Source organism: Marinimicrobium sp. UBA4209, assembly GCF_002381585.1.
Taxonomy (GTDB): domain Bacteria; phylum Pseudomonadota; class Gammaproteobacteria; order Pseudomonadales; family Cellvibrionaceae; genus Marinimicrobium; species Marinimicrobium koreense.
In genome coordinates, this window is sequence record NZ_DFTP01000093.1 from 1 (window position 1) to 16,605 (window position 16,605).

The window sequence follows — 16,605 nt, forward strand, 5'->3', positions numbered from 1 at the left end:
ATGTACTGGAACTGCTCGGCCACGCCGGTCATCTTGTTGCGGCGGCCCATGGACAGGATCTGGCTGAAGCCGCAGTAGAAGAAGATGCCTTCGGTGACGGCGTAGAAGGCCACCAGGTTGCGCAGCAGTTCCTGGTCGGCTTCCGGGGTGCCGGTGTTGAAGGTGGGGTCGCCCAGGGTCTGGGTGTGCTTGAGGCTCCAGGCGGCCTTGGCGGCCACGGAGGGCAGCTCGCGGTACATGTTGAACACTTCCGCTTCGTCCATGCCCAGGGATTCGATGCAGTACTGGTAGGCGTGGGTGTGAATGGCTTCTTCAAACGCCTGACGCAGGATGTACTGGCGGCACTCCGGGTTGGTGATCAGCCGGTAGATGGCCAGCACCAGGTTGTTGGCGACCAGGGAGTCGGCAGTGGAAAAGTAGCCCAGGCTGCGCATGATGATGCGACGCTCGTCGTCGGTCAGGCCGTCGCGGCTTTTCCACAGGGAAATGTCCGCGGTCATGTTCACTTCCTGGGGCATCCAGTGGTTGGCGCAGCCGTCCAGGTATTTCTGCCAAGCCCAGTCGTATTTGAAGGGTACGAGCTGGTTGAGGTCGGCGCGGCAGTTGATCATCATTTTGTCGTCAACTTCGATGCGCGAGGCGCCCATTTCGAGTTCTTCGAGGCCGGGGGCGACGTCGAGGTGTTCGAGGGATTCGCGAGCCTCGGCGACGGCGTCGGAGACGTTGCCGTTGCTCTGGGTGGCTTCGGCGGCGGCCGCGGCCTGGGCGGGGGCGCTGTCGTAGCTGGCGGCCGGTTCCTGGACCTTGGGCTCGGGTTCCGGGGCGCGCGCGGGTTGCGGGGCCGGTTTGGCTTTCTGCGGGGTTTCTTCGGCGGCGTCGAAATCGTCCCAACTTAGCATGGCGCTTTCCTCTGTTGTTTGGTTTTGCGTCACGGTTTGGTGGCGCGTTGAGTTTGGGTTACGGCGGATGCGGCCTTTGGCCTTATCCGCCCTACGCGGGGTTTGGGAGCGAGTATCGGTCGGTCCCAAACCCTGCGTCGGTCATTGCCGTTACTGGCAGGCTTCGCAGTCTGGGTCGTCCAGGGAGCAGGCCTTGGGTACTGGTGCGGCTTCGCCATTGGTGGCGGGGGCTGCTGCACTGGCACCTGCGGCGCTGGCGGCTGCTACGCCGCCGCCACTGGAGGACACGGCGTTGTGCGTGCCGGTGGTGATGGTGGATTTTTCGGTGGTGCTGGCGGCCAGGGCACGCAGGTAGTAGGTGGTTTTCAGGCCACGGAACCATGCCATGCGGTAGGTGATGTCCAGCTTTTTGCCGTTGGCGCCGGCGATGTAGAGGTTCAGGCTCTGGGCCTGGTCGATCCACTTCTGGCGGCGGCTGGCGGCGTCCACGATCCACTTGGGTTCCACTTCAAAGGCGGTGGCGTACAGCGCTTTCAGGTCGTCCGGTACACGGTCGATGGGCTGTACGGTGCCTTCGTAGTATTTCAGGTCGTTGACCATCACGTTGTCCCACAGGCCGCGCGCTTTCAGGTCGTGCACCAGGTAGGGGTTCACCACGGTGAATTCGCCGGACAGGTTCGATTTCACGTACAGGTTCTGATACGTGGGTTCGATGGACTGGCTCACGCCGGTGATGTTGGCGATGGTGGCGGTCGGGGCGATGGCCATGACGTTGGAGTTACGCATGCCGTTGGCCTTCACTTCCTCGCGCAGGCTGTCCCAGTCCAGGGTCTGGCTCAGGTCCATTTCGATGTACTTCTCGCCGCGCTCTTCGGCCAGCTTCTGGATGGAGTCGATGGGCATGATGCCCTGGCTCCACAGTGAGCCTTCGAAGGTGGCGTAGCGGCCGCGTTCTTTGGCCAGCTCGCAGGAGGCCTTGATCGCGTGGTAGCTGATCGCTTCCATGGACAGGTCGGCAAACTGCACCGCTTCGTCCGAGCCGTAGGCCAGGCGCTGACGGTACAGGGCGTCCTGGAAGCCCATCAGGCCCAGGCCGATCGGGCGGTGGCGCAGGTTGGAGTTGCGCGCGCTGTCCACGGAGTAGTAGTTGATGTCGATGACGTTATCGAGCATGCGAATGGCGGTTTTGACGGTTTTCGCCAGTTTGTCATGGTCGAGCTTGCCGTCGACGATGTGCTGGGCCAGGTTCACGGAACCCAGGTTGCACACGGCGATTTCTTCATTGGCCTTGGTGTTCAGGGTGATCTCGGTGCACAGGTTGGAGGAGTGCACCACACCGGCGTGCTGCTGCGGGCTGCGCAGGTTGCAGGCGTCCTTGAAGGTGATCCAGGGGTGACCGGTTTCAAACAGCATGCCCAGCATCTTGCGCCACAGGTCCAGCGCGCGTACTTTTTTGTACAGGCGCATCTCGCCGGTTTCGCACATGCGCTCGTATTCGTTGTAGCGCTCCTCGAAGGCTTTGCCGTACAGGTCGTGCAGGTCCGGTACGTCGTTCGGGGAGAAGAGGGTCCACTCGCCGTCGTCGAACACGCGCTTCATGAACAGGTCCGGTACCCAGTTGGCGGTGTTCATGTCGTGGGTGCGGCGACGGTCGTCACCGGTGTTTTTACGCAGCTCGACGAACTCTTCGATGTCCAGGTGCCAGGTTTCCAGGTAGGCACAGACGGCGCCTTTGCGCTTGCCGCCCTGGTTCACCGCCACGGCGGTGTCGTTGGCGACTTTCAGGAAGGGCACCACGCCCTGGGAACGGCCGTTGGTGCCTTTGATGTAGGCGCCCAGAGAGCGTACGGGAGTCCAGTCGTTACCCAGACCGCCGGCGAATTTGCTCAGCATGGCGTTGTCCTGAATCGCGCCGTAAATGCCGTGCAAGTCGTCCGGTACCGTGGTCAGGTAGCAGGAGGACAGCTGCGGACGCAGGGTGCCGGCGTTGAACAGGGTCGGGGTGGAGCTCATGTAGTCGAAGGAGCTGAGCAGCTTGTAGAACTCGATGGCGCGCTCTTCGCGGTTGTCTTCTTCCACGGCCAGGCCCATGGCCACGCGCATGAAGAACACCTGGGGCAGCTCGATGCGCACATCGTTGCTGTGAATGAAATAGCGGTCATACAGGGTCTGCAGGCCCAGGTAGGTGAACTGCAGGTCGCGCTCGGCGATGATCGCCTTGCCCAGCTTTTCCAGGTCGAAGCTCAGCAGCTCCGGGGCCAGCAGCTCCAGCTCGACGCCTTTCTGAATATAGGCGGGCAGGGCCTGGGCGTAGTAGGTTTCCATTTCCGCCTGGGTGGCGAAGTCGGCCACACCCAGGAAGCTCAGCGCCTCGGCGCGCAGCTTGTCGAGCAGCAGGCGGGCGGTGGCGTAGGTGTAGTTGGGCTCTTTTTCCACCAGGGTGCGGGCGGTGATCACCAGGGAGGTGTTCACATCGCGCAGGCTCACGCCGTTATAGAGGTTGCGCATAGCCTCATCGAGAATGGCCTTTTCGCTCACGTCAGTCAGGCCGGCGCAGGCTTCACGCACGATGGTGCGCAGGCGCTGGGTGTCCAGCGGGGCTTTGCTGCCGTCGTCCAGGGTGACTTCGATGGTGGGGTATTCCGGGTCTTCGGCCTGGGTGTCGGCGCTGGCGGCCGGCTGCTTCTCGGCCCGCAGGCGGGCGTGCTCTTCGCGGTAGAGAACGTAGTCCCGGGCGATTTTGTGCTCGCCGGAGCGCATCAGCACCAGCTCGACCTGATCCTGCACCTCTTCAATATGAATGGTGCCGCCGGAGGGCATGCGCCGCTTGAAGGTGGCGGTGATCTGACCGGTCAGGTTTTCCACGGTCTCGCGCACCCGGCGCGAGGCGGCGGCGGTACCACCTTCCACGGCCAGGAAGGCCTTGGTCATGGCGACAGCGATTTTGCTGGGGTCGTAGGGGACCACGGTGCCGTTGCGCTTGATGACCCGAACCTGGCCAGGCGCGGTGGCCGAGAGGTTGGAGGCACTGCGCTGCTGCGATGAGCCTTCCGTGTGGGGCTGGGAGCCGGTGGTGGTGTTCTGTGAGTCGGTTTCTGTGTGCATGGACGTCTCCGCGAGCGATCTGAATTCCGTGACTGTAAGCGGTCACCCTGGGCAGGTGACGGGTGTTTGGTGAAACTGGATAACCCGGTACCGCGCACAGCGTGAAGCGTTGGGGCGGGGTATCGAAAAACCCTATATATAGGGGTACCGGGTGAATGCGCTACAAGATAATGCGCTTTGGGCGGGAATGCAAGCGGACAAAAACGGGGATGGCCTGTGGATAAAATGTGTGTAAATCGTCATGTCAGTGATCACTATCCTGCGGGCCGCGTCCTCAGGGAGGGGGACCCTGAAAGTGGTGTAAAGTTGGCCAATGTGGGCTGAATAGATTTTTTTATTCTACCGGCTTTGGCTGTTATCGCCAAAAATAACATAGCGGCCTTTTTGCGCTAGTGTGTCGCTCGCATTCCGGTACAATGGGGGTTGACCGTCCTGACCACCACGCGACATTAGGAGCGACATGTTCGCGGAATTAGCGGCCATTATGGCCCCGCTGTTTATCGGAACCGCTATCGGCTACGGCTGGGTGCGCTCCGGTGCCGACTACCCATCCGAGTTTGTCTCCCGCGCGGTGATGAACATCGCCACCCCCTGCCTGATTGTCTCGGTCATGGCGCGGGTCGAGGTGGAGCCGAGCATCATGGGCGGCGTGGCCTTGGCGGCGGCGGTGGTGATTCTGAGCATGGGCGTGATTGGTTACCTGCTGACCCGCTGGCTGAAGCTGCCGCCGGTCCACTATATTCCCTCTCTGATGTTCCCCAACAACGGCAACCTGGGTCTGCCGCTGTGCCTGTTCGCCTTTGGCGATACCGGGCTGGCCCTGGCGCTGGCCGCGTTTATGGTGATGACCCTCAGTACCTTTACCGTGGGCATCATGATGGTGTCCCGCGCCGAGGGGCTGGGCGCACGGCTCAAGGCACTGGGGCGCCAGCCGGTGCTCTACGCCATGGTGCTGGCGGTGGCGCTGTTGCTGACCGATACCACGCTGCCGCTGTGGCTGGCCAATACGGTGGACCTGATGGGGGGCTTTGCCATACCGCTGATGATTCTGACCCTTGGGGTTTCCCTCGCGCGCCTGAAACTGGTGGCCTGGCGGCTCAGTCTGGCCTTCAGTACCTTGCGGGTGTTGGGCGGTCTGGCGCTCGCCTATCTGGCCGCGCGGCTGATCGGGCTGGAGGGTGAGGCGCTCGGGGTCGCGGTGCTCCAGGGCGCCATGCCGGTCGCCATCTTCAATTACCTGCTGGCCCTGCGCTATGACCGGGCCCCTCAGGAAGTGGCCGCCATGGTACTGATGTCCACGCTGCTGGCGTTTGTGGTGCTACCGATTGTGCTGGTGTTTGTGTTGCCTCTGGCCGGTACCACCCCGGTCGCGCCATAAAGCACTTGAGCCCCTTGTCCGCAATCCAGTAGTCTTGCAGCCTTTCATCTATTGTTCATTCTCTATTCGATATCAGGAATTGTTCCATGGCCGGTGTGCGGGAAGTAGTACTTACCTTCAGTTGTCAGGATGCCCAGGGCCTTGTGGCGGCGGTGGCCAGTCTGTTCGCCCAACGCGGCTTCAATATCCGCGAGTCCTCCCAGTTTGAGGATGTGACCCAGCGGCGCTTCTTTATGCGCACCGTGTTCGAGTGCCCCCAGGGCTATGAGCTGCCCGCGATCCGCGAGCTGTTCCGGCCGGTGGGCGAGAAGTACGGCATGGACTGGGCGATTTACGATGTGGACTGCAAGCCCAAGGTGCTGATTGCGGTGTCCCAGTGGGGCCACTGCCTGAACAGCCTGCTCAACAACTGGAAAAACGGCTCCCTGCCCATCGATATCGTCGGGGTGGTGTCCAACCATGAAGTGATGCGGGACCTGACCGAATGGTACGAGCTGCCGTTCCACTACTTGCCGGTTACCCCCGATACCAAGGCCGAGCAGGAAGCGCAGATCTGGTCCCTGATCGAGGCGCATGAGGTCGAGTGCCTGGTGCTGGCCCGCTACATGCAGATTCTCTCCGATGACCTGTGCCGCAAACTCAACGGCAAGGCCATCAATATTCACCATTCCTTCCTGCCCGGCTTCAAGGGCGCCAAGCCTTACCACCAGGCCTACGAGCGCGGGGTCAAGCTGATCGGCGCCACCGCCCACTTCGTGACCGCCGATCTGGATGAAGGCCCGATCATCGAGCAGTCCGTCGAACGCGTCTCCCACGTGAACCTGCCCGAGGAAATGGCGGAAATCGGCCGGGACATCGAGGCCGTGGTGCTCAATCGCGCGGTGCGCTGGCACGCCGAGCACCGGGTGCTGCTCAATGGCAGCAAGACGGTGGTTTTCGCACGGTAAAAATCAAAGGGGTCAGAGTCGTTTGATTCTTTGGATCAAACGACTCTGACCCCTTTGATTTTTACGGCAGGCTGTGGGCAATTCCCTGGTGGCAGTCGATGCAGGTGCGACCGGTGGCTTCTCGATACTCCAGCGAGTGACGGCGTACCGCCTGTCGGTTCTGCAGCGTCTCGGCCATGGCATCGTAGCTGTGGCAGCTCCGGCATTCGCGTGAATCCGTTGCCCGCATGCGTGCCCAAACGCGTTCGGCCATGGCGGGTTTGTGCGCGTTAAACTCCTCCTCGGTGTCAATGCGGCCCATAAAGTGCGAGGGTAGTTCGACCACGGTCGCTTTCATTTTGGCGGCCATCTTTGGGAAGAAAGCGTTGGGCACATGGCAATCTGCACAGACGACCCTAACCCCGCTGCGGTTATTGTAATGGCTGCTGTTCTGGTACTCCGTAAACACGAACTGTTGCATGCTGTGGCAGGAAGTACAGAACTCCAGGGTGTTGGTGGCTTTGACGGTGGTGTCAAAACTGATCCAAAAACCGATGCCGATCACAAACGCCAGAAATCCTCCGGCGGGAATTCCGAACAGAAACCAGCGTCGGGGTCGGGCCCATAGCCAGCGGCCAAACCGTCTGCGTTTGCTCTGCTCGGTTGGCGGTGGAGGTTCGTCGTTATCGCTCATGGTGTGACTCCCCGCTATTGGCCCACACTGACGTAGTACTCGGCCAGTGCTTTGATGTCGTCATCCGGAAGTTTGGCCGTTGCGTCGGCCATTTTTTCTTCCTGCCAGCGCTCCCCCGCACGAAAGCTTTCCAGGGTGCGAATCAGATAGGGCCGCCACTGGCCAGCGAGTATGCCAGCGTCGTCCAAGGCCAGGCTGCCTCCTTCGGCGTGGCAGCGATCGCAACTGCGTTCATGGATGGCTTTTCCGATTTGCGCCAATTCGGTATCGAAAGACTGTTCGGCACTTTGATGAGGTAGCGCGGAAAAGTAACCAGCGATTTTTGCTATGTCGTCATCGGACCAGTCGGCCGCCAGGGCGCAGTGGTCAGGTTTAGGGGGCGACTCCGCCCGTTGACTGAACAATTCGCCCGCACAGGGGCGACCTTTATCCCGAAACAGAAAGAGCTGGTTTTCCAGAAAGAAATTCGAGGCACCGGCAATGATGGGAATATCACCATCCTGGCTTATACCCTTTTCGCCATGACAACTGGCGCAGGCTTCGGCTTCGGTAGGCGCTTCGGCCCACACTGAACTTACGCTTGCCCATAGCAGCGTCGCCAGCAGCCAGAATACAACGCGGACGGGTTCGCGTAGGGCAGAATGTGATGTGTGCATGAAGACCTCCCATGAATGAATCCTTGGTCGTTCAGGACAGTGCGGGATAGTTAGGTGTGCTCTTTAACGAATAACACAAACCGGCGGGCGTCATCGGATATTTGCGGCGTTCTTTGCAGAATCGGATTATGGGTTGATCTGTGTCAATAAACGGGAGGGGCAGAGGGTACATTGTGTAGGGATACGCGGTGCAGGGGTACGCGGTTTCAGTGAGCGCTGGTCAGCCTGTTGTTGAGTTTCACCAGGGTTCCATTAGGATCAACACGGGGGAAGGATCATGAATTCGGACCCATCTCGGCGCGCCCGCTTTTGGAGTGTGATGGTTGGCGCTTTGTTGCTGCTTGGTTTGCTCGGGTGTGACGGCGACTCCGGCCCGACGGGGACGGCTGGCGCTCCCGGGCCATCGGGGCCTCCGGGTGAACCCGGGCCACCGGGCGGTGGCGCGGGCCCAGTCCCCACGGCCCTGAAGGTTGATATTACCGAGGTCAGCATTGAGGACTCGGTCGTGGTCGACTTCCTGGTGCTTGACCAGGACGGCTATCCTTTTTCCTATCTGGAACAGCTCGACTTTACGGTTGCCAAACTGGTGCCGGGCACCGAGGGTAACAGCAGCGCCTGGCAAAGTTACATTAACCGCGAGGAAGTCCCGGGGGAGGGTCCCTGGCCCGGCACCGAGACGGTCATTCAGGCCACCACCGAAAGTAGCAGCGAGGGGGCGTTGGTCAGTAATGGTGATGGCAGCTACCACTATACCTTTGGCCTTGATCTCAATGCCGTGAGTGCGCCGCTGGTGGTCGAGTACGAGCCGGAGTTGACCCACCGGGTGGGCCTGCAGGTGGGCGGTAGTTTTCGGGGTGAATCCCTACCCGCGGCCAATGCGGTGTATACCTTTCAGCCCTCGACCGGTCTGACCCCGGAACAGGATATTGATCATCGTAAAATTGTTTCCCAGGAATCCTGCAGCAGCTGTCACGGGAATGACCTGGCACTGCACGGTGGCGGTCGGGTCGATGTCGATTACTGCGTGACCTGCCACAACCCGGGAAGCGTTGATGCCCAGAGTGGCCACTCCCTGGATTTTCGCGAGATGATTCATAAGATCCATATGGGGGAGCGGCTGCCCAGCGTTCAGAGTGGCGAAGACTACATTCTCTGGGGGTTTCGTAACTCGCCCAGCGATTTTTCCGATGTGGTTCATCCTCAGGATCCACGCAACTGCCTGACCTGTCATGATCCGGACGATGAGGCCACCCCACAGGCGCTCCAAATAGTCGAAAAACCCAGTATGGAAGCCTGCGGTTCCTGCCATGACGATATTGATTTTGTGGCGGGTGTGGGCCATCCGGCCACGAACAACAGTGAGTGCACCATCTGCCATAAGCCGGGCGGGTTTGCGGGGGATGTGCTGGCGAGCCATGCCATACCGGGGCAGGTAGCGGCGCAGCAGTTTCACTTTAACCTGCTGGAGGTGATTGCCACCGGCCAGAATGAAACCCCGACCGTGACCTTCTCGGTTACCGACCCCACCAACGATGACGCGCCCTACGATATTCTGGAAGATCCTCTGTTTGGCCCGGGTGCGAGTCTGTCGATCCGTATCGGCTGGGATACCCGGGATTATGTGCATGGACCGGCGGCAGGATTGTCGGTGGCCAATGTGAATCAGAATGCGACGGACAATAACGATGGTACTTTTACCATTTCGGCAACCGGCGCCTTGCCCGGAGATGCCACCGGTTCCGGTGTGGTGGGTATGGAAGGTCGGGCCGTTGATCCGGACGAGGGCTTCCAGATTCCGATTACCGGGGCGGTGAAGTACTTTGCCATTACCGACTCCGAACCGGTTCCGCGCCGTCAGGTGGTGGAAACGCAAAAGTGCCAGACGTGCCACAGTCGTAATGATGCGTTGGCCTTTCATGGCGGCCAGCGAACCGATGAAGTGCAGCTCTGTGCAATTTGCCACAACCCCAATACCACAGACCTGGCCCGACGCGCGGGGGATACCGTGGTTGAAGGTATTTCCATGCTGGATGGCTTACCCGAACAGTCGGTGCACTTCAAGTATATGATTCATGCCATTCACGGTTCTGAAGTTCGGGATGAGCCCTATGTGGCGTATGGCTTTGGCAATACGGGCTACGACTTCAGCGAGGTGCGCTACCCACGCAGCGCGGGTGATTGCCTGGCCTGCCACACGGACGATGGTTATCAGTTACCACTGCCGGCCACTGTGCTGGGCACCACTGTGCTGACCGAGGGGAATCCCGCCGACCCATCCGTGCACCTGAAAGTATCGGAGGCGAGCGCCGCCTGTGGCTCCTGCCACACGAATGACCTGGCGCAGACCCATATGATTCTCAACGGGGGTGTGTTCGATCAGACTCAGGAGGTGCTGGATGCCGCAGTGACCGAGACCTGTTCGGTGTGCCACGGCCCCGGCCAAATTGCCGATGTAGAACGTGTCCATGGTTTACGCTAAAGCAACGACTGCTCTGGTTGTCTTGGTGGCCCTGCTGACAGGCGGGGCCCTGGCCCAGACTGATGTTCATGAAGCGCTGCCGGCGTTTTCCGATCAGGGGGCGGATACCTGCCTGCGTTGTCATAGTGGCGACACTGTCGAGGGTATCTTCAGTACGCCCCATGCGGTGGCCAGCGATCCGGGAACGCCGTTTGCGCAACAGCAGTGCGAGAGCTGTCACGGCCCGGGAGGCGACCATGCGGGCAGGCTGCGTCCAGGGCAGGAGCGGCCCGCTCCTTTGGCGTTTGCTCATCAGGGACGCGCCAGCCGCGAACAGGAGGTGGCCATTTGCCTGAGCTGTCATCAGTCACAGGAGCGCAACCATTGGCAGGGCAGTGTGCACGAGCGTCAGGGGCTCACCTGCACGAGCTGTCACTCGGTACACTCACCGCACGACCCGGTCATGAACCGGCAGGAGCAGGCGGGTGTGTGTTTTGACTGTCACACCCGGGAGCGGGCGCAGAGCCTCCAGGCCTCGACCCACCCGATGCGTCAGGGGCAGATGGCCTGCACTGAATGTCATCAGCCGCACGGTACGCTGAACGACGCCATGCTGGTGCGTGGGACACTGAATGAAACCTGTTTAGAGTGTCATGCGGAAAAACGCGGGCCTTTTCTTTGGGAGCATGCGCCAGCGGCCGAAGATTGTGCCTCCTGCCATGTCCCTCACGGCTCCAATCACGACTCGCTGTTGCGCCGCCGGGCACCTTTGTTGTGTCAGGAGTGTCACTCGCGGGCCGGCCACCCCAGTATTGCCCAAACGGGGGAACGCTTGCCGGACGGTCGTCCGTCCGCCGCTTTGCTGGGCGGTAGCTGCACCAATTGCCATTCGCAGGTGCATGGCTCCAATCATCCCTCGGGCCGTAACCTGAGTCGTTAGCGGGAGGTTACTGATGGAAACCGTCTGTCTTCGCCACCGCCCCGCGCATGTCTGGATGACGGGCTGCCTTATGGTGGCTGTGGGTCTCGGCAGTCAGAACAGTCTTGCTCAAGGCTATTGGCCGTCTGCGGACACCGCCGAGTGGGCCTGTAGCCTGTGCCCGGAGCAGAGCCAGCGGGAGGGGCGTGTCACCGCCGGGGTGGGGCATGTGTCCGAGAGTTCCGCCAAGTTTGGTGATTACACCGGACTGGATGAAAGCGGCCCTTATTGGTTGGGTGAGCTGGAAGTCAGGACGCGCAATGAGCAGGGCACCTATGCCGAGGCACAGGCCAAAAACCTGGGGCTCGACTCACGTCAAGTGCGGCTTCTGTACGGTGAGCAGGGACGCTATGACATCGGGTTTGAATACCAGCAGATTCCCCACTTTGTGGCGGAGCAGGCGCAGACCCCTTTTCTCGGTGTCGGCACCCAGGTGTTGACCCTGCCCGCCAACTGGGAGCGAGCGTCCACAACGCAGGGGATGAGCCAGCTCGACCCGAGCCTGAAGCGTTTTTCCCCGACGTTGGAGCGCGAGACTTACGGGCTGAACGCGGGTGCCCGGCGCAACGATCGTTGGGATTACGGCGTTGATTTTCGTCGTACCGAACAGCAGGGCACCAGGCTTCAGGGCGCCAGTTTTCTGAATACCGCCGTCGTGTTGCCCATTGGAGTTGATCGGGTGACCGAACGGATGGATGCGCGGCTTTCCTACCGGGAAGACCGCTGGTACCTGCAGGCGGCCTATCACGGTTCGCAGTTCGACAATAACGCCGATTCGGTGACCTGGGATAACCCCTTCAGCGCCCTGGTCGAAGGCGGTGATCGCGGCCGTCTGGCGCAAGAGCCGGGCAATGATTTTCATCAACTGACGCTGTCCGGTCGCTGGCAACCGGGCCGCCTGTTGCAAGCCTCGGGCAGACTCGCCGTGGGCCGCCTGCGGCAGGATGAAGCCTTTCTGCCGGCGACCATCAACCCCTGGGTGGGCGACGTCAATCAGCCCGCTCTCAGCCTGGATGGTCGGGTCGATACGCTCAATGGCCAGGTGCGTGCGCTGATCCAACCTGGGTTGGCGTTGAGTGTGGTGGCTGAACTGTATTATGACGATCGCGACAACCGCACCCCGCGCTCTGAGTTTACCCCGGTGCGCTCGGATCTGGCGGTAGCCCCCACACAGTTCAATCGGCCCTACAGTTTTGAGCGTGCCGGCGGCAAGCTGCGCGCCGATCTCAAGACGGGGGATGGAACCACCGTCTCGGCGGGTTTATCCCGGGAAACCATGGAGCGCAGCTTTCAGGAAACGGAAAAAACCAGTACCACCGACTACTGGGGTGAAGTCCGCGCCGCCTTGACACAGACGCTCGATGTTCGGCTCAAGGGCGGGCAGGAGCGCCGGCGTTTTGTCGAGCACTATCGGCCTCTGGACGACCTCGTACCGGGGGAGAACCCCCTGTTGCGGCGCTATCATCTGGGCGAGCGCGATCGTGATCAGGTTCGCGCCAGTGTCAATTACTTACCACGGGACTGGATGACGCTCAGCGTTTCCCTGGATTACGCCAAGGACGATTATTTCAATACCCGGATTGGTTTGACGGAGGCGCGCGACCGGTCTCACAGCCTGGATGTATCGGTGCGGCCGACAGAGAATCTGTCACTCTATGCCTTCGCGACCCGTCAACGAATCGACTCGGATCAGGCCGGTAGCGATAACTTTTCCACGCCCGACTGGACCGGCCACCAACGAGATCAGTTGGATACCTTTGGGGTCGGCATTGAGCGCGAAGCGCTGCTTAATGGGCTGGATGTGGGCCTGGATTATGGTTACTCCTACGGACGAGGGGTGATTGAAATGGAGACTCGGGCCAATGCAGCGCCTTTTCCGGACCTTAAAACCCACCTGAGCCGGCTGGAGCTGTTCGCCCGATACCAGTGGTCCGAGCCACTCTCTCTGGGCCTGAGTTATGGGGTTGAGCGCTATCGGAGTGCCGACTTTTTCATCGACACGGTGGCGCCGGATACGGTGGCCAACCTGCTTGCCAGCGGCCAGCAAAGCCCTCGCTATTCGGTGCAGTTTGGGCAGGTCAGCCTGACATACCAGTTCTGGTAGTTCGGCCCCGACTTTGAGTCCAGTGCAGAGGGGCTTGTGTCGTCAGGGTCAATCCGTTAAGTTTGCGTGACTAACCTTGCGTTCAGAATGATAATAATGCTTAAGACTCTTCACAAAGCATGGTGGTTGTTTCTCGTTTTCGGCATTGGTACCCATGCCGGCTGGTGTGCAACTGGGGAAAACGCCCCGGCCGTGGAAGTCCGGTTCTGGGACAGCACCGAAGGGCGGCTCAGCTATGAGTACGAACTGCTTCAGCTAGCCCTGGAAAAAACTGCCGATGATTACCCCGCCTATGATCTGAATCGCCACGATGAGGATTTTGGCTCCCTGCGCGGGCGTCGCGCACTTGCCGCGGGGTACCCGATCAATGTCTACGCGGCACCAGCGCGGGATAAAGAGGGGCCGCTGGAAGCGCAGATCATCTCCATCCCGATCCCGATTCTGGGCGGCCTGATGGGCTACCGGCAATTGATCGTCCGCGAGGACAGCTTGCCAACCATGGCCGAGGTGACCTCGGAGGATCAACTGAAGCGATTGACGGTAGGGCAGGGACAGCGCTGGCCGGACGTGGCCATTTTCCGTCTCAATGGCTATCCGGTAAACGACACCGGCCGCTACAGCAATCTGTTCACCATGCTGGAGCAACGCCGCTTTGACTACCTGTCTCTGGGCATCATCGAAGCGCGTCGGGAGTTGGCCAGTCACCAACCGGCGAACGGAGGCTTGGCGCTGGTGCCGGATCTGTACCTCTACTATCCCTTCCCGGTGGTGTTTCATGTCAGCGCCAAAGCGGGTCCCCTGGCCGCTCGCCTGGAGCAGGGGCTGATGCGGGCATTGCAGGATGGTTCCATGGAAGCACTGTTCCAGCGTCATTTCGCCGAGGAGCTGGCGGCCATACATGGTGAGAACCGGAGGCTGATTGTGCTTGAGGCGCCACTTCCCGAACTTGACTGGATACCCCAGTACCAGTTGCCGCCGCTCATGCGGCTCAGAACCTCTGCCCAGTGACGGCCTCCTTTTTGGGGTTTTTGACGAACGAAAAACGGGCTATTATGCCCCGGCCTATGGTGCTTATAGAAAACAACCATAAGCGATCCCCTTGTAAAACCAGACGACCGGTCATATATTGATGGGCATGAGCAAGCGCGAGTTAAAAAAAGACCTCTTACTGGAAGCTGGCCTGGGTGTCATGGCGACCCACGGTTACAACGGTACCAGTATCAAGGACATTGTCGACGCCGCCGAGGTGCCGAAAGGGTCTTTTTATACCTACTTCAAAAGCAAGGAGGATTTTGCACTGGAAGCACTGGAGCGGGCCACCGAGGCGCGCAACCAGGAGAGCCGGGCGCTGCTGGAGGATACCAGTCTGCCGCCGCTGGAGCGTCTGACCCGGTATTTCCGGGACTACACCGGCGCCTGCGATAGCGGGGTCACCGGCGGCTGCTTTATCGGCAACATGTGCCAGGAGATGTCGGACTCCAGCGAGGTCATTCGCCTGAAGGTGCGCCAGCTACTGCGCAATAACACCGAGGCGATCGAAGCGGTGCTGGAAGAGGCCCGCCGGCAGGGTAGCCTTAGCAGCCCGCAGCCCTCATCGGTGCTGGCGGAGTATCTGTTCAATGCCTGGGAGGGCACGGTCATGCGGATGAAGGCCGCCAAATGCCGCGAGCCGCTGGATGCCTTTCTCGCGCTCTTGCCTATCGTCGTCGGACAAGTAAACGCCAACTGACGTGCTGGCCGACCAGAACTCGTCTCTATACCCACAATAATACCCTCTACAGCGCTTCATAAAATGGTCTCCGTCGGTGGCGGGGCTGATAAGTGCTGCGAGGTGTAAGAGTGTGCTTTTGAAGACGACTGGTCATCTATAGTTGATTGGAATCTGAACTTGGGGGAATAAGGTAATGAATTCGGAGCAATCTCGAACAAAAAAAGAACGAACAGAAAAAAGACGACCGGTCACTTTATTCGGGGCGGCAACGCTCTGGATGGTGGTATCACTGTTGATGATGGCGGAGCCCGCTGGCGCGCAGACGCTAGAGACTGAGGCCGTCCCGAGCACTCGCGCCCAAGAACCGTTGCAGGTGGCCTGGCTGATTGAGGATCAAAAACGACCTGCGGCGCCGATTCGATCGCTGCCCTATACGGAGCCGGAGCGTTCGAGCTGGGCGCTGGCCATTGATAATGATTACCTCGCTCTGGGGGGCAAGGATCAGGATTACACCTATGGTTTTAATTTCACCTATACCGGCCGGTCCGCGAAAGACGGTTGGCTCTCTCTGGACGCGCCGCTCGGTTGGCTGGATTCGGCGTTGGGCTTTGAGCATCTCTCCCCCGTGGGGGTCAGCAAGCACAGCCGCGAAGCGGGGCTGTTCGGGTTTACCCCCAGCGAGATCGAGGTGGTCCAACCGCAGTATGGCGATCGCCCCTATGCCGGTCTGGTATACCTGGCGAACTCCCGAGAGCGGCTGGATATCCGCAATCGGGTGGCGTGGAAAAGCACCTTGACCGTGGGAGTTCTCGGGCTGGATCTGGTAGGGGATGTGCAGAATGAATCCCATGCGATTCTCGGCAGTACGCCGGCCCGGGGCTGGGACAATCAGATCAGCGACGGCGGCGAACTGACGGCCCGCTATACCGTGGCGCGGCAACACCATGTCGCCACGCTGTTCGACAACCTGGAAATCAAAAGCACCGTTCAGGGGTCCGTGGGCTACCTCACCGAGGCGAGCTGGAGTTTGTCGGTTCGTGGCGGCGACTATCACACCGCCTGGTCGTCATTTAACCCGGAATTGGTGAGTTATGGCGAGAAATCCTCCTACACCAACAGCGGTATTTCGGTCGATGAGCATTACTTCTGGGGCGGAGTGTCGGTTAAAGCCCGTGCCTACAACGCGTTTCTGCAGGGGCAGTTTCGCGACAGTGAAGTCACCTTTGAGCGGAGTGAACTGCGCTCAGTCATGCTCGAAGCCTGGCTGGGCTATACCGTGGCCTTCGCGGAGGGGTATCGCATCAGTTACGTCGTGCGCGGCCACAGCTCGGAGATCAAACAGGGCCCCGGGGACCGCAATCTGTTGTGGGGTGGCCTGATTCTGGCCCGCACCTTTCGCTGATGATGCCCGTGCAGATGCCGCCGGGATATGTAAAGATGAGGGACACACCGCGACATTAGGTAAAAGGAGCGAGCGATGTATCGACTGATGTTTACCGGCGACCTGGTCACAGGCTTTCAGCGCCAGGAAGTGATCGGCAACCTGGCCAAGCGACTGGAGATGTCCCCGGATAAAGTGCGCGAAACCTTCTTTACCGGTTCGCCGGTCGAGTTCAAAACCGTCGATGACAAAAAAGCCGCCGACCACTGGCGCCGGGATTTCGCGGATGACGGCGCACTGCTGATCGTGCTGCC

Annotated in this window: 13 protein-coding genes; 9 read left to right on the forward strand and 4 right to left on the reverse strand. The window is 60.4% G+C overall.

Annotated features, from left to right (window positions below):
* Together B3187_RS13245 and B3187_RS13250 are read right to left on the reverse strand one after the other, a co-directional pair.
* Positions 1-899: ribonucleotide-diphosphate reductase subunit beta (locus B3187_RS13245; protein WP_286806951.1), on the reverse strand; the 899-nt coding region annotated here is incomplete at its 3' end.
* A gap of 150 nt (positions 900-1,049) precedes the next feature.
* Complete coding sequence (locus tag B3187_RS13250) at positions 1,050-4,004, reverse strand: ribonucleoside-diphosphate reductase subunit alpha (RefSeq protein ID WP_286806952.1); 2,955 nt, start codon at positions 4,002-4,004, stop codon at positions 1,050-1,052.
* A 460-nt stretch (positions 4,005-4,464) separates the two neighbouring features.
* Between B3187_RS13250 and B3187_RS13255 the strand changes: the two genes are divergently transcribed.
* Complete coding sequence (locus tag B3187_RS13255; RefSeq protein ID WP_286806953.1) at positions 4,465-5,382, forward strand: AEC family transporter; 918 nt, start codon at positions 4,465-4,467, stop codon at positions 5,380-5,382.
* Positions 5,383-5,468: 86 nt separating this feature from the next.
* Positions 5,469-6,329 carry a formyltetrahydrofolate deformylase gene (purU, locus tag B3187_RS13260; RefSeq protein WP_286806954.1) on the forward strand — a complete coding sequence of 287 codons (861 nt, stop codon included), beginning with the start codon at positions 5,469-5,471 and terminating at the stop codon, positions 6,327-6,329.
* A gap of 61 nt (positions 6,330-6,390) precedes the next feature.
* On the opposite strand, the gene B3187_RS13265 is transcribed toward purU, so the two are convergent.
* Both B3187_RS13265 and B3187_RS13270 read right to left on the reverse strand, forming a co-directional pair.
* The gene (locus B3187_RS13265) at positions 6,391-7,002 is read right to left on the reverse strand and encodes a NapC/NirT family cytochrome c (RefSeq protein WP_286806955.1); all 612 of its coding nucleotides are present in this window, start codon (positions 7,000-7,002) and stop codon (positions 6,391-6,393) included.
* Positions 7,003-7,016: 14 nt separating this feature from the next.
* The gene (locus tag B3187_RS13270) at positions 7,017-7,658 is read right to left on the reverse strand and encodes a c-type cytochrome (protein ID WP_286806956.1); all 642 of its coding nucleotides are present in this window, start codon (positions 7,656-7,658) and stop codon (positions 7,017-7,019) included.
* A 319-nt stretch (positions 7,659-7,977) separates the two neighbouring features.
* Between B3187_RS13270 and B3187_RS13275 the strand changes: the two genes are divergently transcribed.
* From B3187_RS13275 to B3187_RS13305, 7 genes are all read left to right on the forward strand, one after another.
* The gene (locus B3187_RS13275) at positions 7,978-10,137 is read left to right on the forward strand and encodes an OmcA/MtrC family decaheme c-type cytochrome (RefSeq protein WP_414673703.1); all 2,160 of its coding nucleotides are present in this window, start codon (positions 7,978-7,980) and stop codon (positions 10,135-10,137) included.
* A gap of 25 nt (positions 10,138-10,162) precedes the next feature.
* Positions 10,163-11,056, forward strand: a complete 894-nt coding sequence (locus B3187_RS13280; RefSeq protein WP_286806958.1) for a DmsE family decaheme c-type cytochrome — start codon at positions 10,163-10,165, stop codon at positions 11,054-11,056.
* 13 nt (positions 11,057-11,069) lie between these two features.
* Positions 11,070-13,199, forward strand: a complete 2,130-nt coding sequence (locus B3187_RS13285; RefSeq protein WP_286806959.1) for an MtrB/PioB family decaheme-associated outer membrane protein — start codon at positions 11,070-11,072, stop codon at positions 13,197-13,199.
* A gap of 96 nt (positions 13,200-13,295) precedes the next feature.
* Positions 13,296-14,207, forward strand: a complete 912-nt coding sequence (locus B3187_RS13290) for a hypothetical protein (RefSeq protein ID WP_286806960.1) — start codon at positions 13,296-13,298, stop codon at positions 14,205-14,207.
* A 127-nt stretch (positions 14,208-14,334) separates the two neighbouring features.
* Positions 14,335-14,928, forward strand: a complete 594-nt coding sequence (locus B3187_RS13295) for a TetR/AcrR family transcriptional regulator (protein WP_024460739.1) — start codon at positions 14,335-14,337, stop codon at positions 14,926-14,928.
* 259 nt (positions 14,929-15,187) lie between these two features.
* Positions 15,188-16,312, forward strand: a complete 1,125-nt coding sequence (locus tag B3187_RS13300) for a lipid A deacylase LpxR family protein (protein WP_286806961.1) — start codon at positions 15,188-15,190, stop codon at positions 16,310-16,312.
* Positions 16,313-16,387: 75 nt separating this feature from the next.
* Positions 16,388-16,605 (forward strand): hypothetical protein (locus B3187_RS13305; protein WP_286806962.1); only part of this gene is annotated, 218 nt, incomplete at its 3' end.

Coding starts and splice junctions, on each gene's coding strand:
- B3187_RS13250 (WP_286806952.1), bottom strand. CDS start 4,004: ATGCACACAGAAACCGACTCACAGAACACCACCACCGGCTCCCAGCCC.
- B3187_RS13255 (WP_286806953.1), top strand. CDS start 4,465: ATGTTCGCGGAATTAGCGGCCATTATGGCCCCGCTGTTTATCGGAACC.
- purU (WP_286806954.1), top strand. CDS start 5,469: ATGGCCGGTGTGCGGGAAGTAGTACTTACCTTCAGTTGTCAGGATGCC.
- B3187_RS13265 (WP_286806955.1), bottom strand. CDS start 7,002: ATGAGCGATAACGACGAACCTCCACCGCCAACCGAGCAGAGCAAACGC.
- B3187_RS13270 (WP_286806956.1), bottom strand. CDS start 7,658: ATGCACACATCACATTCTGCCCTACGCGAACCCGTCCGCGTTGTATTC.
- B3187_RS13275 (WP_414673703.1), top strand. CDS start 7,978: ATGGTTGGCGCTTTGTTGCTGCTTGGTTTGCTCGGGTGTGACGGCGAC.
- B3187_RS13285 (WP_286806959.1), top strand. CDS start 11,070: ATGGAAACCGTCTGTCTTCGCCACCGCCCCGCGCATGTCTGGATGACG.
- B3187_RS13290 (WP_286806960.1), top strand. CDS start 13,296: ATGCTTAAGACTCTTCACAAAGCATGGTGGTTGTTTCTCGTTTTCGGC.
- B3187_RS13295 (WP_024460739.1), top strand. CDS start 14,335: ATGAGCAAGCGCGAGTTAAAAAAAGACCTCTTACTGGAAGCTGGCCTG.
- B3187_RS13300 (WP_286806961.1), top strand. CDS start 15,188: ATGGTGGTATCACTGTTGATGATGGCGGAGCCCGCTGGCGCGCAGACG.